This window comes from Rhizobium sp. 01L410 (assembly GCF_056400165.1).
Genome location: NZ_JBFTST010000011.1, coordinates 44,269 through 65,903, shown reverse-complemented (window position 1 = coordinate 65,903; position 21,635 = coordinate 44,269). Strand labels below are relative to the sequence as shown.

Annotated in this window: 17 protein-coding genes; 6 read left to right on the top strand and 11 right to left on the bottom strand. The window is 62.0% G+C overall.

The genetic code is table 11. From position 1 onward, the window contains the following. Positions 1-92: 92 nt before the first annotated feature. Both AC1DV9_RS22315 and AC1DV9_RS22310 read left to right on the top strand, forming a co-directional pair. Entirely contained in the window at positions 93-1,409 is a 1,317-nt protein-coding gene (locus tag AC1DV9_RS22315) for a UDP-glucose dehydrogenase family protein (protein ID WP_477950082.1), read from the top strand. A 4-nt stretch (positions 1,410-1,413) separates the two neighbouring features. Further along, on the top strand, positions 1,414-2,436 hold the full coding sequence (locus tag AC1DV9_RS22310; protein ID WP_477950081.1) for an NAD-dependent epimerase: 1,023 nt from the start codon (positions 1,414-1,416) through the stop codon (positions 2,434-2,436). Here AC1DV9_RS22310 and AC1DV9_RS22305 read toward each other — a convergent pair whose 3' ends face one another. The 6 genes from AC1DV9_RS22305 to AC1DV9_RS22280 all read right to left on the bottom strand — a co-directional run bounded on the left by AC1DV9_RS22305 (position 2,437) and on the right by AC1DV9_RS22280 (position 11,783). After that, positions 2,437-4,224, bottom strand: coding sequence for a putative bifunctional diguanylate cyclase/phosphodiesterase (locus tag AC1DV9_RS22305; RefSeq protein WP_477950080.1), 1,788 nt, complete (start codon positions 4,222-4,224; stop codon positions 2,437-2,439). 179 nt (positions 4,225-4,403) lie between these two features. Beyond that, entirely contained in the window at positions 4,404-5,291 is an 888-nt protein-coding gene (locus AC1DV9_RS22300) for an NAD(P)-dependent oxidoreductase (RefSeq protein WP_112518332.1), read from the bottom strand. After that, positions 5,288-6,274, bottom strand: coding sequence for a D-erythronate dehydrogenase (gene denD, locus AC1DV9_RS22295; protein ID WP_112390375.1), 987 nt, complete (start codon positions 6,272-6,274; stop codon positions 5,288-5,290). The genes AC1DV9_RS22300 and denD overlap by 4 nt, the downstream gene beginning before the upstream one ends. A gap of 143 nt (positions 6,275-6,417) precedes the next feature. After that, positions 6,418-9,615: an efflux RND transporter permease subunit gene (locus AC1DV9_RS22290; protein WP_112390374.1), complete on the bottom strand. Its 3,198-nt coding sequence runs from the start codon at positions 9,613-9,615 to the stop codon at positions 6,418-6,420. A 119-nt stretch (positions 9,616-9,734) separates the two neighbouring features. Then, positions 9,735-10,922 carry an efflux RND transporter periplasmic adaptor subunit gene (locus AC1DV9_RS22285; protein ID WP_112518335.1) on the bottom strand — a complete coding sequence of 396 codons (1,188 nt, stop codon included), beginning with the start codon at positions 10,920-10,922 and terminating at the stop codon, positions 9,735-9,737. A gap of 48 nt (positions 10,923-10,970) precedes the next feature. Further along, positions 10,971-11,783, bottom strand: a complete 813-nt coding sequence (locus AC1DV9_RS22280; RefSeq protein WP_112390372.1) for an alpha/beta hydrolase fold domain-containing protein — start codon at positions 11,781-11,783, stop codon at positions 10,971-10,973. Positions 11,784-11,948: 165 nt separating this feature from the next. Here AC1DV9_RS22280 and AC1DV9_RS22275 point away from each other — a divergent pair, with 165 nt between their 5' ends. Beyond that, positions 11,949-12,860 carry a LysR family transcriptional regulator gene (locus tag AC1DV9_RS22275; RefSeq protein WP_112390371.1) on the top strand — a complete coding sequence of 304 codons (912 nt, stop codon included), beginning with the start codon at positions 11,949-11,951 and terminating at the stop codon, positions 12,858-12,860. A 234-nt stretch (positions 12,861-13,094) separates the two neighbouring features. Here AC1DV9_RS22275 and AC1DV9_RS22270 read toward each other — a convergent pair whose 3' ends face one another. Then, positions 13,095-13,997 carry an SDR family oxidoreductase gene (locus AC1DV9_RS22270; protein ID WP_477950079.1) on the bottom strand — a complete coding sequence of 301 codons (903 nt, stop codon included), beginning with the start codon at positions 13,995-13,997 and terminating at the stop codon, positions 13,095-13,097. A gap of 61 nt (positions 13,998-14,058) precedes the next feature. Then, entirely contained in the window at positions 14,059-14,799 is a 741-nt protein-coding gene (locus AC1DV9_RS22265; RefSeq protein WP_477950078.1) for an SDR family oxidoreductase, read from the bottom strand. 118 nt (positions 14,800-14,917) lie between these two features. On the opposite strand from AC1DV9_RS22265, the gene AC1DV9_RS22260 reads away from it, so the two are divergent. Beyond that, entirely contained in the window at positions 14,918-15,835 is a 918-nt protein-coding gene (locus AC1DV9_RS22260; RefSeq protein WP_477950077.1) for a LysR family transcriptional regulator, read from the top strand. A gap of 2 nt (positions 15,836-15,837) precedes the next feature. After that, the gene (locus tag AC1DV9_RS22255; protein WP_477950165.1) at positions 15,838-16,419 is read left to right on the top strand and encodes a DNA-3-methyladenine glycosylase; all 582 of its coding nucleotides are present in this window, start codon (positions 15,838-15,840) and stop codon (positions 16,417-16,419) included. A gap of 16 nt (positions 16,420-16,435) precedes the next feature. On the opposite strand, the gene AC1DV9_RS22250 is transcribed toward AC1DV9_RS22255, so the two are convergent. Genes AC1DV9_RS22250 through AC1DV9_RS22240 form a run of 3 tightly spaced genes read right to left on the bottom strand, consistent with a single transcriptional unit; the run spans position 16,436 to position 19,667 of the window. After that, positions 16,436-17,980 (bottom strand): DHA2 family efflux MFS transporter permease subunit, encoded by a 1,545-nt coding sequence (locus AC1DV9_RS22250; RefSeq protein ID WP_112390366.1) that lies wholly within the window; start codon positions 17,978-17,980, stop codon positions 16,436-16,438. A 12-nt stretch (positions 17,981-17,992) separates the two neighbouring features. Then, complete coding sequence (locus tag AC1DV9_RS22245) at positions 17,993-19,210, bottom strand: HlyD family secretion protein (protein ID WP_477950076.1); 1,218 nt, start codon at positions 19,208-19,210, stop codon at positions 17,993-17,995. Next, on the bottom strand, positions 19,203-19,667 hold the full coding sequence (locus AC1DV9_RS22240) for a MarR family winged helix-turn-helix transcriptional regulator (RefSeq protein WP_112390364.1): 465 nt from the start codon (positions 19,665-19,667) through the stop codon (positions 19,203-19,205). The genes AC1DV9_RS22245 and AC1DV9_RS22240 overlap by 8 nt, the downstream gene beginning before the upstream one ends. Positions 19,668-19,893: 226 nt before the next feature. Here AC1DV9_RS22240 and AC1DV9_RS22235 point away from each other — a divergent pair, with 226 nt between their 5' ends. Beyond that, positions 19,894-21,438: a cation:proton antiporter gene (locus AC1DV9_RS22235; protein WP_477950075.1), complete on the top strand. Its 1,545-nt coding sequence runs from the start codon at positions 19,894-19,896 to the stop codon at positions 21,436-21,438. Positions 21,439-21,635 lie beyond the last annotated feature (197 nt).

Sequence of the window (21,635 nt, the reverse complement as noted above, 5' to 3'; positions counted from 1 at the left end):
GCACTTGTCTTGAACTTATGACTTTCGCTCTGTAACACGGTCGCGTTCTGCCAATGGCGGACGCGATCGTTTTTCATGATGGAAGTCATCCCATGCGTATTGTTATGATCGGTTCTGGTTATGTCGGCCTGGTGTCCGGCGCCTGCCTTGCGGATTTCGGCCACCACATCACCTGCGTGGACAAGTCCGAAGCCAAGATCGATGCCCTAGAGCGCGGCGAAGTGCCGATCTTCGAGCCGGGCCTCGACGCGATCATCGAGCATAACCGGGCGGCCGGCCGCCTTGATTTTTCCAAAGATCTGGCGGCTCCCGTCGCTGCCGCCGACGTCGTCTTCATCGCTGTCGGCACCCCATCGCGCCGTGGCGACGGTCATGCAGATCTGAGCTACGTCTATGCCGCAGCCCGTGAGATCGCCGCTGCCGTCACCGGCTTCACCGTCATCGTCACCAAGTCTACCGTGCCCGTCGGCACCGGCGACGAGATCGAGCGCATCTTCCGCGACGAGTTCCCCGGCAAGGACATCGCCGTCGTCTCCAATCCGGAGTTCCTGCGTGAAGGTGCCGCGATCACCGACTTCAAGCGCCCCGACCGCATCGTCATCGGCACCGAAGAGCCGCGCGCCGTGGAAGTCATGCGCGAAGTCTACCGCCCGCTCTATCTCAACGAAGCACCGCTCTATTTCTGCGAACGCCGCACCTCCGAGCTGATCAAATACGCCGCCAACGCCTTCCTGGCGATGAAGATCACCTTCATCAACGAGATCGCCGACCTCTGCGAACAGATCGGCGCCGACGTGCAGAAGGTCGCAAAAGGCATCGGCATGGACAAGCGCATCGGCGACAAATTCCTGCATGCAGGCCCCGGCTATGGCGGCTCCTGCTTTCCGAAGGATACGCTGGCTCTCGTCAAGACCGCCCAGGACTATGACAGCCCGATGCGGCTGATCGAGACGACGGTCGCCATCAACGACAACCGCAAGCGCGCCATGGGCCGCAAGGTCATCGCCGCCTGTGACGGCACAGTGCGCGGCAAGAAGATCGCCGTCCTCGGCCTGACCTTCAAGCCGAATACCGACGACATGCGCGACGCCCCGTCGATCACCATCATCCAGGCGCTGCTCGATGGCGGCGCCGAAGTCCATGCCTATGACCCGGAAGGTATGGAAGACGCCAAGGGCATGCTCGGACCTGTCACCTACGGCAAGGATCCCTACGAGATCGCCGAGGGTGCCGACGCGATCGTCATCGTCACCGAATGGGATGAGTTCCGCGCCCTCGATTTCAAGCGCCTGAAGACCACGGTCAAAACGCCGACGATCGTCGACCTGCGCAACATCTATCCCGCCGCCGAAGTCAGTAGACATGGTTTCAGCTACTTCGCCGTCGGCAAGAAAAGCGAGAAGCAGTAAGAGGATGCATTATTTCATAACAGGCACGGCCGGTTTCATCGGATTCCACCTGGCGCGGCGCCTGTTGCAGGATGGTCACCGGGTGACCGGCTTTGACGGCCTGACGCCCTATTACAACGTCAAGCTCAAGCATATGCGCCACGCAGCGCTGGCGCAGTTTCCGTCCTTCACGCCTGCTATCGCCATGCTCGAAGACCGCGAGAAGCTGGAGGCGGCGATTGCTGAGGCACAGCCTGACGTGCTGATCCATCTCGCCGCGCAGGCGGGCGTTCGCTACAGCATCGAGAACCCGCGTTCCTACATCAGTTCGAACGTCGACGGCTCCTGGAACATTCTGGAATTTGCCGAACGGTATAAGGTGAAGCACCTGATGCTCGCCTCGACCTCGTCGATCTACGGCTCCAACCCGGACGTCCCTTTCCGCGAGACCGATCGCGCCGACGAGCCACTGACCATCTATGCCGCGACCAAGAAGTCGATGGAGCTGATGGCGCACAGCTATTCGCATCTCTACAAGCTGCCCATCACCGCCTTCCGCTTCTTCACCGTCTACGGCCCCTGGGGCCGGCCGGATATGGCGCTCTTCAAATTCGTCAAGAACATGCTTGAAGACCAGCCAATCGAGATCTACGGCGAAGGCAAGATGAGCCGCGATTTCACCTATATCGACGATCTGGTGGAATCGATCGTCCGCCTCTCTGCCGTCATTCCCTCCGAGGAAAATCGTGTCGCGGGCGACAAGGTCGAGACGCTCTCGCGCCAGGCACCGTTCCGCGTCGTCAATATCGGCGGCGGCCAGCCCGTCAGCCTGATGGATTTTGTCGAGACCGTCGAACATGCACTCGGCCAGTCCGCAAAGCGCACGATGCTGCCGATGCAGAAGGGTGATGTGCCCCGCACCTTCGCCAGCCCCGACCTGCTTCTGGCGCTGACCGGCTACAAGCCGGAGACGACGCTGGATCAGGGCGTGAAGGCATTCATCGAGTGGTATCTGGAAGCCCGCGCCGACATGGAAATCCCTGCCTAGCTATCGTCCGCCGACGCCTGGCGTCGCGTGGTTCAGGGCACGCGGCGCGATCAGTCTGGCGATATCGGCCGCGGGCGCCGGATAGCCCAGCGCATAGCCCTGCAGCGTATCGCAGCCGATCGCCGTCAGCACCTCCGCATGCCCTTCGGTTTCGACACCCTCGGCAATCACTTCGACATTCAATGCCTTGGCGATCTCGACGATCGAGCCGACAACACGGTGCTGTTCTTTCGAGCCGACGATATCGGTCACCAGCTGCCGGTCGATTTTCAGCCGCTTCGGGCGCAGGCGGGCGAGCCCGATCAGCGATGCATGACCGGAGCCGAAATCGTCGATCTCGATATCGATGCCCATCTGCTTGATGCGCTCGATGCTGGCGACCAGACGGTCGTCGGAATCGTCGAGGAAGATGGTTTCGACCAATTCGAAGGACAAGGCGCCTGGCGGGATCTTCAGGGCTTCCAGATTTGCAAGCAGCCGGGGATCGAAGAGCCGCGGGCCCGAAATATTGACGGCGACACGGGGGACCACAGCACCCTGCGCCTGCCAGTCGAGCCGGTCTTCCAGAACCCTGCTGAGAATGGCCGCGTCGATCTCTGCGGCAAGACCGTTTTCGTCAGCCACCTTGAGGAAAACAGCAGGAGACAGCACGCCCTTTTCAGGATGGATCCAGCGGGCCAGCGCCTCCAGGCCGGCAATTTCCCGGGTCTTCGCGTCAAGCTGGATCTGGTAGTAGGGAACGATCTCGCGGCGCTCCAACCCGAGCCTCAGCTCCTCGGCCAGCCGCCGCTTGCTTTGAATGTCGTCCTGCAGCTGACGGGTGAAGAATTCGATGCGGTTGCGGCCGAGCTTCTTGGCCTGGAACAGCGCCAGATCGGACTCGGTCAGGAGATTGCGCGCGTTGCGCCCGTTGTTCCAGGCAACGCCAATCGACGTTCCTGATTGCAGGAGTTCCTGTCCGAACCGGATCTTCTTGCCAAGCCGGCGCTGCAGGTCGCTGGCAATGCGATCCAGTTCCTCGCGGCCTGCAAAATTCCATAGAATGATGACGAACTCATCGCCGCCGACACGGGCCACCATGCCGTCAGCGGGAATGCCCGCGGTGATCCGCAGGGCAGCAGCACGCAGAACGGTATCGCCGGCCGAATGGCCATGGCTGTCGTTGATCTGCTTGAACTGGTCAAGATCGAGATGCAGAACCGCCAGCGACGATACCGACTTGTTGCCATGCAGCTCGGCAAGCCGCTTGTCGAGAAGCCTGCGGTTCGGCAGACCCGTCAGATAGTCGTGCTCGGCGGCATGCTCGATCCGCGCATTGCTTTCCTCCAGCGCTTTCGCCCGTGCCTCCGCGACGAGGCGCTGGCGCTGCAGCTCGGCGGCGAGCTCGACATCGGCGGTCACATCCCATTCGGCGCCGATGAACGACGGTGCGCCGTCCTCGCTGACGAAGAAATGCGCCCGCGAGCGCATGTGACGAATCTCGCCGTTCGGCCAGATGATGCGAAATTCGGAATTATAGGCGCCGCGCCGCGCAATCGCATCGTCGAACTCTGCGAAGGCACGGTCCCGGTCATCGGGATGGATGGCGTTTTCCCAGATCGCTGTCGGCACCAGCCGGCTGGTCTCGCCGGTCTGGTATAGGCGGTGCATCTGCGCATCCCAGACGATCCCGCTCTTGCGGACATCATGTTCCCACACACCGATCTGCGACGCATCAAGGGCAAGCTCGAGGCGTCTCAGCAAATCCTGGAATTCACGTTCTGACCGGGTCGGTTTGTTATGGGGCAATGCAGTCTCAACCTAGCAGCGGCCTTTGCCGATATTACCACCTTCTCAAAGCCGGATTAACGAAGGCTTCTCCGTATTATCGAACTAGTTACTAGGTGAACTGTTCCTTACAACAGTCGCAAAAACGCTCATGGGTTGTGCCGGGATCGTATTTTCACTTGAGAATCAAGCACCCTGTATCACCGCTTGGCGCGCGAATGCTTGTCCTCGAAATGCTGGAGAATGCCGCTGTGGTCGACGTCGCCGCCGCCGCCCGCGACGAATTCGGCGAACTCGGCACGCACGGTTTCTGTCAGCGGCAATGCCAGCGACAGGCTCCCTGCCACAGCCAGGATATTGTTCAGATCCTTGAGCTGCAGCTTCGAAGGGCCGCCGGTGCCGAAATTATGATCGACCATGCGCTGGCCATGCAGATCGAGGATACGGCTCTCGGCGAAACCGCCGCGGATCGCATTGCGAAACGCCTCGCGTGAACCGCCGCCGGCTTCCACCAGCATCATCGCTTCGGCAACGGCACCGATGGTCACAGCAACGATCTGCTGGTTGCCGAGCTTGGCAAGCTGCCCGGTTCCGGTGGGGCCTACATGGGTGACGCGGCCGAGAGGCGAAAAGACATCCGCTAGTTCGGCGATGACAGCCCCGTCCCCGCCCGCCATGATCGCCAGCGTTCCGGCTGCTGCACCGACGACACCGCCGGAAACCGGCGCGTCGATATGCCGGATGCCGCGTTCGGCAAGGCGCTGCGCATGATCCCGCGCCGCCTTGGGCGCGATGGAGCTGCAGTCAATAACAAGCGCACCTGCGGCAAGCGCTGCCGCAACACCCTGGTTGAAGAGGACGTCCTCAACGGCATTGCCATCCGACAGCATGGTGAAGACGATATTCGCGCCCTTTGCCGCTTCACTTGCATTACCTGCAATGCGCGCGCCTTCGGCCGAAAGTGGCGCAGCCTTGCTGGCATCCCGGTTCCAGGCCGTGAGCGCAAAGCCCGCGCCCAGCAACCGGCGTGCCATCGGCCCGCCCATCAGGCCGGTGCCGAGGAAGGCGATGTTCCGTGTGCTGCTCATCCGATCTTGCCTCCAAGCTCGTCGTCTATATGAATGCGGATGATCTCATCGAAGGAGCTGTCGGCGCTGAAACCGAGCGCGCGCGAGCGCTTCGCTTCAAAAGCTTCCGGCCAGCCCGAGACGATGCGCATGATCAGTTCGTCGGGCTGGCGGCGGATGAGCTTCACCGCCTTGTCCCCAGCCACGCGGCGCAGCGCCTCGATCTGCTCTCCAACAGTGGCGCTGACGCCGGGCATGGTCAGGCTTCGCGCCGCGCCGAGCGGCGCGAGATCGATCCGCGACGCCTGCAGCAGAAAGCCGACGGCCGAGCGTGGCGATGCATGCCAGTGCCGCACAGTATCCGGCACCGGCAGGATGGCTTCCTGTCCGGCGAGCGGTTCGCGCAGGATACCGGAGAAGAAGCCCGAGGCTGCCTTGTTGGGCTTGCCGGGGCGGATGCAGATGGTCGGCAGGCGGATGCCGATGCCATCGAGGAAACCGCGGCGGCTGTAATCGGACAGCAGCAGCTCGCTCATCGCCTTCTGCGCGCCGTAGCTCGTCAGCGGCGTCTGGTGGAAATCATCGGGAATGACCTTCGGGAAGGGTGAACCGAAAACCGCCAGCGACGAGGTAAAGACCACGCGCGGCTTGTAGCCATCCTCGGCATGCGCGAACCGGATCGCTTCGAGAAGCTCGCGCGTGCCGTCGAGATTGATACGGTAGCCCTTCTCGAAATCGAGCTCCGCTTCGCCCGAAACGATCGCTGCCAGATGGAAGATCAGGTCCGGCCGGCCGGCAACGATCTTCGCCGCTTCACCAGACGCCGAAATGTCGGACGCCCAGGCATTCACCGTGCCGGCAAACCCCGCCGGCTTTTCCGGTTCGATGACATCGATCAATGAAAGGGCCGAGATTTCCGCGCTGCCGAGGACCTTGTCCTTGACGAGACGCGCCGTCAGCTTGCGGCCGACCATGCCGGCCGCACCGATAATCGCGATATGCATGCATTCCTCCGCTATGCGCTCAATCGGCCTAACTCCACCCGGCCGATGTACGTTCATCAAAGACTAACCGGCTGACCGGGCGATGCAAATGAAAAAGGCGGGACTAAATGTCCCGCCTTCCTGTTTCACTCTGGGGTTGCCGCTTACTCGGCTGCGACCTTCATATGGTCTTCTTCATCCACCGGATGGTTGTCGTTGTGCTGGATCAGCGGGCGATTGCCAGCCAGCTTGCGCAGCAGCACGTAGAACACCGGCGTCATGAAGATGCCGAAGAAGGTCACGCCGATCATGCCGGAGAACACCGCGATACCCATGGCGGCGCGCATTTCGGCACCCGCACCCGTCGAGGTGACGAGCGGCACGACGCCCATGATGAAGGCCATGGAGGTCATCAGGATCGGGCGAAGACGCATGCGGCTCGCTTCGACCGCCGCCTGCACCGGCGTGCGTCCTTCGAACTCCAGTTCCCGGGCGAATTCCACGATCAGGATCGCGTTTTTCGCCGAGAGACCCACAAGGACCACGAGGCCGATCTGCGTGAAGATGTTGTTGTCTCCACCGGTGAGCCAGACACCCGTCAAGGCAGCAAGCACACCCATCGGCACGATCATGATGATCGCCAGCGGCAGCGTCAGGCTCTCATACTGGGCTGCCAGCACGAGGAAGACGAGCAGCAGGGCCAGCGGGAAGACGACGACGCTCGAGTTGCCGGCGAGGATCTGCTGGTAGGTCAGATCCGTCCATTCGAAGTCGATGCCGGATGGCAGCGTCTCCTTCAGGATCTTCTCGATCGCAGCCTGCGCCTGCCCGGACGAGAAGCCCGGTGCCGGACCGCCATTGATATCGGCAGCGAGGAAGCCGTTATAGCGGTTCGTGCGCTCCGGACCGGTCGTGGCATCGACTTTCAGCAGGGCCGAAAGCGGGATCATCTGGCCGGATGCCGACCGAACCTTCAACTGACCGATATCTTCCGGCTGTGCACGGAACTTGGCATCGGCCTGCACACGGACGCTGTAAGTGCGGCCGAAGGCGTTGAAGTCGTTGACGTAGAGCGAGCCGAGATAGATCTGCAGCGTCTGGAAGACGTCGGTGACGGAAACCCCGAGCTGCTCGGCCTTGGCGCGGTCGAGATCAGCGTAGAGCTGCGGCACGTTGATCTGGAAGCTCGAGAAGATGCCTGCGAGTTCCGGCGTCTGGTAGGCCTTGGCGAGCACGGCCTTGGTCGCCTCGTCGAGAGCCTGGTTGCCGAGACCGGCGCGGTCTTCGATCTGCAGCTTGAAGCCACCCGTCGTGCCGAGACCGTTGACCGGCGGCGGCGGGAACATGGCGATGAAGGCGTCCTGGATGACACCGAACTTCTGGTTCAGCGCCATGGCGATTGCCCCGCCAGAAAGATCAGGCGTCTTGCGCTCGTCGAAATCCTTCAGCGTCACGAAGACGATGCCGGCGTTGGACGAGTTGGTGAAGCCGTTGATCGACAGGCCCGGGAAGGCGATCGCATTGGCGACACCCGGCTGCTTCAGCGCGATATCGGTCATCCGCTTGATGACGTCTTCGGTGCGGTCGAGGCTGGCGGCATCCGGCAGCTGGGCAAAGCCGATCAGATACTGCTTGTCCTGCGACGGCACGAAGCCGCCGGGCACTGCGGTGAACAGGCTATAGGTTGCCCCCACCAGCGCCAGGTAGATCACCATGACGATGCTCTTGCGCGACAGGAGACCGCCGACGCCCTTGCCATAGGCATTCGAGCCCGAGCCGAAGGCACGGTTGAAGCCGCGGAAGAACCAGCCGAAGATCGCATCCATGAACCGCGTCAGCCAGTCCTTCTTCGCGCCATGCCCCTTGAGGAGCAGAGCTGCGAGTGCCGGAGACAGCGTCAGCGAGTTGAAGGCGGAGATGACGGTCGAAATGGCGATCGTCAGCGCGAACTGGCGGTAGAACTGGCCGGACAGACCGGAGATGAAGGCGAGCGGCACGAAGACCGCGACCAGCACCAGGGCGATCGCAATGATCGGACCGGACACTTCCTTCATCGCCTTGTAGGTGGCGGCCCGCGGGCTGAGACCCGCCTCGATGTTTCGTTCGACGTTTTCGACGACGACGATCGCATCGTCGACGACGATACCGATCGCCAACACCAGCCCGAACAGACTGAGCGCGTTGATCGAGAAGCCGAAGGCATACATGACGGCGAACGTACCGATGATCGACACGGGGACGGCGATCAGCGGAATGATCGAGGCACGCCACGTCTGCAGGAAGATGATGACGACGAGCACGACGAGCGCGATGGCTTCGAGCAACGTGTCGATGACCTTCTCGATCGAGGCGCGAACGAACTTCGTGGTATCGTAGACGATCTCGTACTTCACGCCTGTCGGCATCGCCTTCTGCAGTTCCTGCATCGTCGCATTGACGTTGTCGGCGATCTGGATAGCGTTCGAGCCGGGGGCCTGAAGCACCGCGACGGCAACGGCAGGCTCGCCGTCGAGCAGCGAACGCAGCGTGTAGTCGGCCGCGCCGAGCTCGATGCGGGCAACGTCGCGAAGGCGGGTGATCTGGCCGTTGGCCCCCGTCTTGACGATGATATTGCCGAACTCCTCAGGCGTGCGCAGACGGCCCTGGGCATTGACGTTCAGCTGAAGGTCGACACCCTGCGGGCTCGGCGACGCGCCGATGATACCGGCGGCGGCCTGAACGTTCTGCGAGCTGATCGCATTGCTGATGTCGCTGGCTGCGAGATTGTGCTCGGCAGCCTTCTGCGGATCGATCCAGACGCGCATCGAATAGTCGCCGGCGCCGAACACCTGCACCTGGCCGACGCCCTCGATACGGGCAAGGCGGTCCTTGATGTTCAGCGTCGCGTAGTTACGCAGATAGGTGATGTCGTGATCACCACCGGTCGAGACGATGTTGACGACCATGATGAAGTTCGGCGAACTCTTGACTGTCGTCAGACCAAGCGCGCGAACTTCGGCCGGCAGACGCGGCTCGGCCTGCGACACGCGGTTCTGAACCAGCTGCTGGGCCTTGTCGGGATCGGTGCCGAGCTTGAAGGTGACGGTGACGTTGAGAACGCCGTCCGACGTCGCCTGGCTTGCCATGTAAAGCATGCCTTCGACGCCGTTGATCTGCTCTTCGAGCGGTGTTGCCACCGTCTCGGCGATGACCGAGGGGTTGGCGCCAGGATAGGTGGCGCGCACGACGATCGACGGCGGCACGACCTCGGGATATTCCGAGATCGGCAGCGAGCGCAGGCCGATCAAACCTGCGACGACGATCAGAACCGACAGCACGCCGGCAAAGACCGGCCTGTCGATAAAGAATCTGGAGATGTTCATATCAAAGCCCTCTCCGGGATGAACGTGGAATGCAACGTCCCACTCCGGCGGCTTGGGAGGCCGCTGGCGGGGTAGGAATAATCAGGGATTCCGCTTCTCCCGCGGGGAGAAGCCAGGTCTCAGTTGGTCGCGACCTTCTCTTCCATCTGCGGCGCCACGACTGCGCCTGGACGGATGCGCTGCAGGCCGTTGACGACGATCTTTTCGCCGGCCTTCAGGCCGTCTTCGACGACGCGCTGGCCGTCATAGATGGCGCCGAGCTTGACCTGGCGATAGCCGACTTTGTTGTCGCCATCGACGACGAAGACGAACTTCTTGTCCTGGTCGGTGCCGACGGCGCGGTCGCTGATGACGATCTTGTTCTCGGCCTTCGGCTGGCCCATGCGGACCCGCACGAACTGGCCGGGGATCAGCTTGCCGCCCGGATTGTCGAAGACGGCGCGAACGGCGATCGTGCCGCTTGCGGCATCGACGACGTTGTCAACGAGCTGCAGCTTGCCCTTGATCGGCGTGCCATCATCGGCGAGCGTGCCGACTTCGACCGGGATCTGCTCGACGGCAGGCAAAGCGCCATCCGTTGCCGGAAGCTCGGAGAGGGCCTTGGTGACCATCTCTTCGCTGGCATTGAAGCTGGCATAGATCGGATCGACGGAAACCAGCGTCGTCAGCTCGGGCGATGCCGAACCGGCGGCGACGAGATTGCCGACGGTGACTTCGAACTTGCCGATACGGCCGGAAACCGGAGCCCGCACCTGCGTATAGTCGAGGTCGAGCTGGGCCGACTGCAGGGCTGCCTGAGCCGAACGCAGGCCCGCCTGCGCTTCCGCCAGCGTGCTTTGACGCTGATCGAGATCGCTCTGCGAGATCGTGCGGTTATCGGAAAGCCGATGGCCGCGATCGAGCTCGGTCTGCGCCAGGCTGACCTTGGCATCGGCCGAGGCCACCTGGCCCTGCGCCTGCGCCACGGCTGCCTGGTAAGGTGCCGGATCGATGGTGAAGAGCAGATCGCCGGTCTTCACCAGCGCGCCTTCACGGAAATGCACGGACTGGATCGCACCCGCAACGCGGGGACGGACCTGAACACGATCGACTGCTTCGAGGCGGCCCGAGAAATTCTCCCAGGCGGTGACGTCACGGTTCTGGACCAGGGCGACGGTAACCGGCACAGCGGGAGCCTGTGCGGGTTCCGAAGCGGCGGTCGCGACCGTGCTCATCGGCAGTTCGAAAAAGATGGCAGCGGCTGAAACAGACGCAGCAAGGCCCAAGCCGGCGCCCACGAGGGCCCAGCGCTTCTTTCTGGACGTCATCGGTATCTCTCCTTGCGGCCTCAACGGCCGCTCATTCACAACAAGACTTCAATGCAATTGGGGTTGGACGCTTAACTCGCGGATGAAACTTCCGAACTCACGGCTGATAGTCGCCTGCCAGTCGGACACTCCTTCCGTTTTCCCACCGTAGATTGACGGCCAGCCCTTCCCGGCGGGGAGAACGTGCTGGCGAACCGAAACTTCCGCCTTCTTGAGACGCGCGGCATAGCCAAGCGTCTCGTCGCGAAGGGGATCGTCTTCTGCTGTCATGACCAGTGCCGGCGCGACACCCGAAATCCGCGAACAGAGGCTTGGTGCCGCATAGGGATGGCAGCCGCCGCCGCTGAGATAATGACTCCAGCCTTCGGTCCAGCGCTGCCGCATGCCTGCGACATCGGCCTTTCGGATCGACGACGTTCCCATGAAAGGATCGAGCAGCGGCGAAATCAGGATCTGGCCATTCAGCGCATTGGCGTAATGGTCGCGCGCCTTCAACGCCACACCGGCAGCGATATTGCCACCCGCCTCTTCACCGGCCACCAAGAGCAGCGAGTTGCGGTCGCCAAGACCGGAGGCCCGCTTGTTGGCCATGTAGGAGAAGAGCGAATAGCCAACTTCGAGTGGCTTCGGAAAGACCCCGCCGAGCGGTGCGTTGTAATCGGCAACGACCACGATGGCACCGGCGCTGGCAATGCTTTCGGCTACGGCACTGTCCTGAAGACCAGAGCCCTGAAAAGCGCCGCCATGAAAGAACAAGACGATCGGCGAACCCTTGCCGTATTCGGCGCCCTGATAGACGCGCGTAGAGACGGGGCCGATGGCCACCTTCTCGAACACCATGTCTTTCACCTGCACCGTCATCGGTCTTGTAATCCTGTTAGCCGCATAACACATGACGAAACGCCACGGCTTGCCAAACTTGTAAAAAACATATTGTTATTCAGGCCACGGAATAAGAACCGCCATTCTGATTACACTGTTCCGTATTTCGAATAATATCGCAGTGCAAACTGTGGAGATCCCATCATGGACCAGCTCTCGGCAATGCGCGCCTTCATCCGCGTAGTGGAGACGGGTAACTTTACACGGGCCGCCGACACTCTGTCGATGCCAAAGGCAACCGTGACCAATTTGATCCAGGGCCTCGAGGCCCATCTGCGCACCAAGCTTCTCAACCGTACGACGAGACGCGTCATGGTCACGACCGATGGCGCGCTCTACTATGAACGCGCCTCGCAGATCGTCTCGGAACTGGAAGAACTTGACGGCAGCCTTTCCAATTCGCAAAGCTTGCCGACCGGCCGCTTGCGCGTTGAAATGGCAGGCGCTTTCGCCGATTCCATCGTGGTCCCGGCACTCTGCGATTTCTATCAGAAATACCCCGATATCCGCATCGATCTCGGTGTGGGCGACCGCACCGTCGATTACCTTGCAGAGAATGTCGATTGCGCGCTGCGCGCCGGCACGCCTGCTGATCAGTCGTTGATCGCCAGGCGTGTATCCGAACTCGAAATCGTCACCTGCGCCGCCCCGCTCTATATCCAGAAATTCGGCGAGCCAGAGCGGCCGCAGGACCTCGAAAACGACCACTATACGATCAACTATTTTCGCGCCCAGACGGGCCGCGCGCTGCCCTTCGAATTTGACCGCGACGACGAACATCTTGAGATCACGCCACGCTATATGCTGGCCGTCAACGACGGCAGAACCTTCATAAGCGCGCTGACGACGGGATTGGGAATCGGGCAGACGCTACGTTTCATGGCCCGCGACGCGATCAAGAAAGGCGAGCTGATTGAGGTTTTGCCGCAATGGTCGCGCGAGCCGATCCCGCTTTACATCGTCTATCCGCCGAACCGTCACCTCAGCAACAAGGTGCGCGTCTTCGTCGACTGGATGGTGAAGCTGCTGGCCGATGCCAAGCTGAACGACCCCTGAAAATGAAAACGGCCCGGAAGGGAGGGATACCTTCGACGGGCCGTCAATCATCGACTTTGAATTTGGTGGTCCACCGCGTCACCAGGGGAAATGGCTCGGCGGACCCAGGAGGCGGGCTTCGGAACGGAGACTTTCCGTCGCCCCTTGCCCAATAGATATATGCCCTATTGCGGAGTTTGTAAGGCGTTTGATTCGCATAGCAGTGTTCGCAAAAATGCAACAATCAAGCGCCGATCAGCCGATCACCGAAGGCTTCAGCAGGTCTTCAAGACCGACCCGGTAGAAGAGTTCGGCCCTGACGCGGTCGGCAACGCCGTTGACGATCTCGGCCCCATCCTCAGACGGATCGATATGGACGCGGAACGGGCGCCCGCCGAACGGCTTGCCGACGACATCAACGATCGCGCGGGCAACCTCTTCCGGATCGGCATCGGCAGGCTCCAGCGATGCCAGCCCCTGCAGCGCCTTGTCCGAAACGCCCTTGTAGGGACCGTCGAGATATTCCGCTGCCCGTGCCGTATCCGCCGGCGATCCGGAATGGGCGAAATGATTGGTGCCCTTTGTAAAGGCGCCGGGAACGATGATCGAAGTCTCGATGCCCCAGCGTGTCAGCTCGCTGGCATAGGAAACCGCAAGTGAATCCATCGCGGCCTTGGCGGCGAAATAAGGCGCCAAAAACGGCGGCGTGCCGCCGCGTGTGCTCGACGAGGAGACCCAGACGATCAGACCCCTGCCCTGCTTGCGAAGCTGCGGCAGCGCCGCACGATTCAGCCGCTGCGTCGAGAGAACATTGATGTCGAACAGCTCGGCATATTGCTCCGGCGTGAAGGCTTCGGCCGGGCCGCAGGACATGTGTCCGGCATTGTGGACGATCACATCGAGCCGACCGTTTTCGGCAACGATCTTTGCGACCGCCTGCTCGATCGATGCATCGTCGGTAACGTCGAGCTCGATGCTACGCAGGTCTGCATTATTGTCCCTGGCGAAAGCCGCCGCATCGGCAACGGCCTTGGCGTTACGGGTGGTGGTGGCGCGGATGCCTGCATAGACGGTGTGCCCGGCTTCGGCGAGCGCCCGGGCGCTCATGGCGCCGAAGCCGCTCGATGCACCGGTGACGACGATAACTTGCTTACTCATTGTCCTGCTCCTTTTGCTCTTTGGGGTGAAGGGAGGCGGCGATGCCGCCCCCGCGGATCAATCAGATCAGACCGCCATTGGCGCGCAGCACCTGGCCGTTGATCCAGGCGCCATCGGGGCCGGCGAGGAACGACACGGCAGCGGCTATATCCTCGGGCGTGCCGAGGCGCTCCAGCGGGTTCATCTTCGCCATGCGGGCGACGAGCTCGTCCGACTTGCCGTTGAGGAAGAGATCGGTGGCGGTCGGTCCCGGTGCGACGGCATTGACCGTGATCTCGCGGCCGCGCATTTCCTTGGCCATGATGCCGGTCATGGTTTCGACAGCAGCCTTGGTGCCGGCATAGACGGCGTAGCTTTCGAGCTTCAGGCCGACGACGCTGGTCGAGAAATTAACGATCCGGCCGCCGTTGCGCAGGCGCTTTGCAGCTTCGCGCAGCGTGTTGAACGTGCCCTTGAGGTTGACGGCGATCTGCCTGTCGAAGTTCTCGTCATCGGCTTCGGCGAGCGTCGAGAGCATCATGATGCCGGCATTGTTGACGAGGACATCGACGCCGCCGAAGGCAGCTTCCGCTGCATCGAACATCCGGCGCACGGCCGCGGCATCGCTGACATCGGCCTTCGCCGTCAGCGCCTTGCCGCCGTTCTTCTCGATCTTGGCGGCAAGCTCCTCGGCGAGCGCCGCATTGCCCGAATAGTTGATGACGACGGTGAAGCCGTCCTTGGCGAGGCGTTCGGCGATTGCCGCGCCGATGCCGCGCGAGGCGCCGGTAACCAGAGCGACCTTGTTGTCCTGACTAGCCATCTTCTTTCTCCTTCAGTGATCTGCGCTTCAGCGCGTTTCGATGAGAAGAAGATGGCCCTTTCCCTCTTTCGGATAATCGGGCATTGTTCGGCATTACTATCCGGATAAGCCGAACAAAATGGACAGGTTCGATGCCATGCGGGTCTATTCCCGCGTCGTGGAACGCCGCAGCTTCACCGCTGCCGCCGAAGACACCGGCCTTCCGCGCTCGACGGTGACGGATGCTGTCAAGCAGCTGGAAGCCCGGCTCGGCGTCCAGCTCCTGCAGCGCACCACCCGCCATGTCAGCCCGACGCTCGATGGCGAGGCCTATTACCAGCGCTGTCTGTCGATCCTTGCCGATATCGAGGATGCCGAAGGCGCCTTTGCCGGGGCCAAGCCGAAGGGCATGCTGCGCGTCGATGTGCACGGCACGCTTGCCCGGCATTTCGTGCTGCCGAGCCTGCCTTCATTTCTCGATACCTATCCCGATATCGAATTCTACATGAGCGAGGGCGACCGGCTGGTCGATCTGGTGCGCGAAGGTATCGATTGCGTGCTGCGCGTCGGCATCCCTCAGGATAGCGATATGATCGCAAGGCGCGTCGCCATGCTGGAGGAGATGACGCTCGCCTCGCCCGAATACATCGCCCGCCACGGCATGCCCGAACATCCCGACCGGCTGGACGGCCACCGCATGGTCGGCTTCCGCTCTTCGGCGACAGGCACGCTGATGCCGCTGGAATTCATCGTCGACGGCAAGGTCCGCGAAATCACCATACCCGCGACGATCTCGGTCAATGCCGCCGAAAGCCTGCATGCCGCCGCCCGCTGTGGCCTCGGCATCATCCAGGTGCCGCGCTATCACGCAGAGCGCTACCTTGCCTTGGGTGAACTGATGCAGATCCTGAAAGACTATCCCTTGACGGAAACGCCGGTCTCACTTCTTTATCCGCGCAACCGCCAGCTTTCGCCGCGCGTGCGCGTCTTCATCGACTGGCTGGTGAAGATCTTTGCAGAGCACCGGCGGACGGCCGATAGCGAGGGCATCAGTTGAATATGCAGGGACCGATCGGCGCAGCACCTCTGGAAGGCGGGACGCTTCGCGATTTCTTCGAGCGCGATGCGATCGCCGTGGCCCGGGATCTTCTCGGCTGTCACCTTCTGGTCAACGGCATGGGCGGGCGGATCACCGAGACCGAAGCCTATTTCCCCGATGACGAGGCCTCACACAGTTTTCGCGGCCCGACCAAGCGGAACGGCGCGATGTATGGCCCGCCGGGCAATGTCTATATCTACCGCATCTACGGCATGTACTGGTGCCTGAACTTCGTCTGCACCCCGGGCTCGGCCGTCCTCATCCGCGCCATCGAACCGGAAACCGGCATCGCCGAAATGGCCGAGCGCCGCGGCACGGATCAGCTGACAAGCCTGTGCAGCGGCCCGGGCAAGCTCTGCCAGGCCATGGATATCGGCATCGCCATCAACGACCGGCTGCTCGACCGGGAGCCCTACGCGCTCTTCCCGTCTGCCCTGGTTCCGATCGTTTCGGGCAAGCGGATCGGCATCACGAAAAATGCCGAAGCACCATGGCGCTTCGGCATTCAGGGATCGCGTTATCTCAGCAAGCCGTTCCGGTAATTGCGGCCCGCAGGACCTATTCCATCACGGCTGCATGATCCATCGGCGGCGCGGCCGCCTTCGGCTTGCGCAGCAGGAAGACCAGCGGCATGACGGCGAGCGACATCAGCATCAGCAGCTTGAAATCGTCCATATAGGCAATGATCGTCGATTGCAGCGTGATGACCTCGTTCAGCGACGCCCGCCCGGCGGCCGTCAGCGGGCTCAGGCCCTGAGCCGCTGCCGCATTGAAGGCATGGTTGAACGGCGTCACATAGGCGGCGATCGATTCATGGTTGCTCTGCGTATTCTCGACGATCAGCGCCGACACGATCGAGATACCGACCGACGATCCGATATTGCGCGAGAGATTGTAGAGGCCCGTACCATCGCCGCGCATCTGCGCCGGCAAGGTCGAAAACGCCATCGTCGTCAGCGGCACGAACAGGAAGCCGAGGCCGGCACCCTGGATGAAGCCGGTGGAAACGATTGTCCATTGCGAGACATCAGGCGTCCAGCCGGTCATGTCGTACATCGCCCAGGCGGTCAGCGCGAGACCGAGCGCCAGCAGCCAGCGGGAATCCACCTTGCCGATCAGCCGCCCGACGATGAACATGCAGAGCATGGTTCCAAGACCGCGGGGGCCCATGACGATACCGGCGGTGATGACGGGATAGCCCATCAGCGTCTGCAGATAGGGCGTCATCAGCGCCAGAGAGGCCAGATAGGTGATCCCGACCACGAAGATGAAGATCATGCTGACGGAGAAGTTCTGATCGAGGAACAGCCGCGGATTGACGAAGGATTTCTCCGCCGTCAGCGTGTGCACGACGAGCAGATAGAAGGCTGCGGCACAGACGATCGCCTCGATCATGATCTCGCCCGACGAGAACCAGTCGAGCTGCTCGCCGCGGTCGAGGAAAAGCTGCAACGCGGCGATGAACAGGCTCATCATCCCGAAGCCGAACCAGTCGAGCTTCGCCAGCGCATCCCTCTTGGTTTCCGTCACGAAGATGACGATCCCGGCAAAGGCCAGGGCACCGATCGGCACGTTGATATAGAAGACCCAGCGCCAGCTGATATTGTCGGTCAGCCAGCCGCCGATGACGGGCCCGAGAACCGGGCCGACCATGACTGAGACGCCGAACAGCGCCATGGCCGAACCGCGTTCCTCAGCTGTGTAGATATCGAGCAGGATACCCTGCGACAGCGGCACCAGCGAGGCGCCGAACAGGCCCTGCAAAAGGCGGAAGGCAACGATCTGGTTCAGCGACTGCGCCAGACCACAAAGGACGGAGGCGACGACGAAGCCGACGATCGCCGTCAAAAGCACGTTCTTGCGGCCGAACTTAGCGGCAAGAAAACCTGACGGCGGCGTCATGATCGCGGCGGCGACGATATAGGAGGTCAGAACCCAGTTGATCTGGTCGGCGGAGGCCGAGACGCTACCCTGGATATAGGGCAGCGCAACGTTGGCGATCGTCGTATCCAGCGCCTGCATGATGACGGCCAGGATGACGCAGGCCGTGATCGCGCCGCGGTTGGCAACCGGGGTTGCCGGGGATGCGGGAGCGTTGCTCATGGCAATAACTCTTTACTGGTGGCTCACAGGCCGCCCAAGAAGCTTGTTGACGAAATCAGGCAGGCCGCGGGCATGGCCGGTTTCGACATCGACGACCGTGCTCATGCCGACGCGGAGCGGCGGCTTGCCTGCAGCATCCTCGATGCTGACGCGCATCGGAATACGCTGCACGACCTTCACCCAGTTGCCCGTGGTGTTCTGGGCCGGCAGCAGCGAGAAGCTGGAGCCCGAAGCCGGGCTGATGCTCTCGACCTTGCCCTTCCAGGACACGCCCGGATAGGTATCGACATAGACGGTCGCTTCCTGGCCCGGCTTCACGTAGGTCAGCTCGGTTTCCTTCGGGCTGGCGGCGATCCAGAGATTGTTGGTCGAGACCAGCGAGAATGCCTGCGCAGACGCCTGCAGATAGGAACCGACCTGCAGCGCGTTCACATTGGTGACGACACCATCGAACGGCGCCTTCACGACGCTGTGGTCGAGCTCGCGCTGGGCGTTGTCGACATTCGACTTGGCCTGCAGGAAGAGCGGGTTCTGCTCCACCGGCTGATCGGCATTGCCGCCGAGCTGGGCGAGCGTCGTCGCGGCTTCCGCCTTGGCGACCGAGACCTTCTGCTGGGCGACCTCAAGATTGTGCTTGGCTTCGTCATAGGCAGATTGCGTGGCGCTGCCGTTGTTGACGAGGTTCTGCTGGCGGTCGAACTGATCCTGATAATAGGGCAGATCGGCCTCGGCCTGTGTGATCTCGGCCTGCGACTGCTGGTAGCTGGCCTTCAGGTTGGCGATCTGGTTGCGCTGCACGCCGAGCTGCGCCTTGGCGCCGTCGAGCGCGATCTTGAAGGCGTCGGACTGCAGGCTGAAGAGCACCTGCCCGGCTTTCACCGTTTCGTTCTCATGCACGTTGATCTTGTCGACGATACCAGAGACGTCCGTGGTAATGCCCACCATGTCGGCCTGGATATAGGCGTTGTCCGTCGACATCACCTGGCCGCCGTTCACATAATAATAGCCGCCGACGATGAGGGCCAGGGGCAGCAATGCAAACAGGATCGGGCGCGTGAGGCTGCGCCGGCGGCGGACCGTGGTGCCGCCAGGCGCAGCGACAGCAGTAGCGGGCGCTGAATTGGATGAAGGCGCTTCCGCTACCGTTTCTTGCGTCTTGGGAGCTTCGATTTCTTCGGCAGTCTTTGCGTTGGCATCGGACACAACGCGGAGGGGGATTTTCTTAACCATGGTTCTGCTCTTTTTCAGCGACCGGTGTCCGGCACGCCACTACAAGGTTCGTCTTCATTTCGGATAGGATTGCAAACAGCGCTTCACGCTGCTCCGCTGTGACGCCGGCAAGCGCTTCGGCCCGCGTCACATCGCCGAGCTCGCGCATTTCCGCGAGGATCGGATGCGCGGCTTCGCGCATGTAGAGAAGCCAGATACGCCGGTCGGTCGGGTGCTGGCGCCGCTCGATCAGCCCGCGTTCGGCGAGTTTGTCGAGAATGCGCACCAGCGTGATCGGCTCGATTTCAAGAATTTCAGCCAGCCCGCCCTGATGAATGCCTTCGTTGTTCGACAGGTAGGCAAGCGTCTGCCACTGCGAACGCGTCAGGCCAAGGCACTTCGCGCGCTGCTCGAACCGCTTGCGCAGCAGCCGGGCGACGTCGTGGAGAAGGAAGCCAAGAGTCGGGTTGGAGTTCATGAAATCTGTGCCAGCTATTAATAAGTGTGCTTATAATGTTGGTAGATATATTGAGCATGGCTGACACACAAGATCAGCCACCTCAGATTCAGCAGCTGCGGCTAAAATGCCGCAGTGCACCGTCAAGCGAAGATTGATGCCGTGGCCTCTCCGGCGCTCCCGTCACAGGCATGGCCAAGCGCCGGCAGCGCGCTAGATCATTCCCTACAGGCTGATAGGGGGACCCATGGCATTTTTCGAAAGCATGCTGACGCTGCTGCTCGTTGCCATCGTCTTTCTCCAGGTGTCGCGGAAATTCCTGATCCCCTACCCGACGATGCTGGCGATCGCCGGTCTCGCCGTCGCGTCCGTCCCCTGGGCACCGGAGATCGGCATCGATCCGCAGCTGGCGCTGGCACTGTTCATCGCGCCCGCCCTCTTCGACGCCGCATACGACCTGCCGCCGCGGACACTGCGCCAGAACTGGCTGCCGCTGATCTCGCTCGCGGCCATCGCCGTCATCCTGACGACCGCAGCCGTCGCCACGGTCGGCATCTGGATGGCAGGGCTTCCGATCGCGGCGGCGATCGCGCTGGGCGCCATCGTCGCGCCGCCCGATGCGGTTGCGGCTACTGCCATGCTCGACCGCTTCGATCTCCCCCGGCAAACCTATGTGGTGCTGAAAGGCGAAAGCCTCCTCAACGACGCCGTCTCGCTGCTGATTTTCACCGCCGCGGTCGCCGCCGCCACCAGCCCGGCCTTCTTCGCCAGAACGCTGCCCGAACTGGCGCTGGCGATACCGGGTGGCATGATCATCGGCTATGCCGCCGGGCGGCTCTACATGATCATCGGCACCAGACTGGCAGGCACGCTCGGCGGCACGTTGCTGGAATTCGTCGCCACCTTCGGCACCTGGATCATTGCCGAGCGTCTGCATCTTTCCGCCATCCTGGCGATCGTCGTCTATGCCATGGTGATCGCCCGCTACATGCCCGAGCGGCAAAGCGCCCGCCATCGCATCCATTCCTATTCCGTATGGGAAGCGGCAGTCTTCCTGCTCAATGTCGTCGCCTTCCTGCTGATGGGACTGCAGGCGCGGCAAATCTTCCTCGACATGGAGCCGGGCCGGCGCACCTACGCCCTGACGGTCGCTCTCGCCGTCTTCGTCACCGTCGTCTGCGTCCGCATGCTCTGGGTGCTCGGCTACAATGTGGTGATGACCAGGCGGCGGATGAGACAGACGACAAAGCAGGAGCCGCCGACATTGGCGATGAGTATCGTTGCCGGCTGGTGCGGCATGCGCGGCCTCGTTACGCTCGCCGCAGCACTTGCCCTGCCCTTCGACTTTCCAGAGCGCGACGTAATCCTGCTGAGCGCCCTCGGCGTCGTCCTCGGCACCCTGATCATCCAGGGATTGACGCTCGGTCCGCTGATCCGTTTCCTGCGCTTCGCGCCTGACACCTCCTGGGAGAAGGGATTGTCGGATGCTCGCGCCGATCTGCTGGAATCCGCTCTCGCGGAACTCGAGGGCAAGGAAAGCAAGGCGGCAGCGATCCTGCGGCATGTCTATACCTCCGAACGCGAAATCGTCCGCAAGGGTGAACATCCGCGCGAAGTCAGCGAAATGGACGAACTGCGCCGCAGTATCATCTCCGCGAAACGCCAGAAGCTCGCGGAGATGCGGCGAACCGACGAAATCGACGACGACATCTTCCATATTCTCGAGCAGGAGCTCGACTGGGCCGAGCTTGCGGCATCGTCTCCCGGGCAGGAACAGATCGTCGAAGGATAGTCACCGCATTGCCTGAGCACTGCAACCTATTGTCGTTTGCAATTTCTGCGGAGTGACGCTTATAGTGCCGTTTCATACGGTTAGCGCGGCAAAACCACGCAGCCCGGACGATTGGCAATGCGCCCTCGGGTGCTCGAGTTGGAAGTTGCAGACGCGGCCGCCCGCGTTTGAAGCAGTGGATATGATACGCATCATTT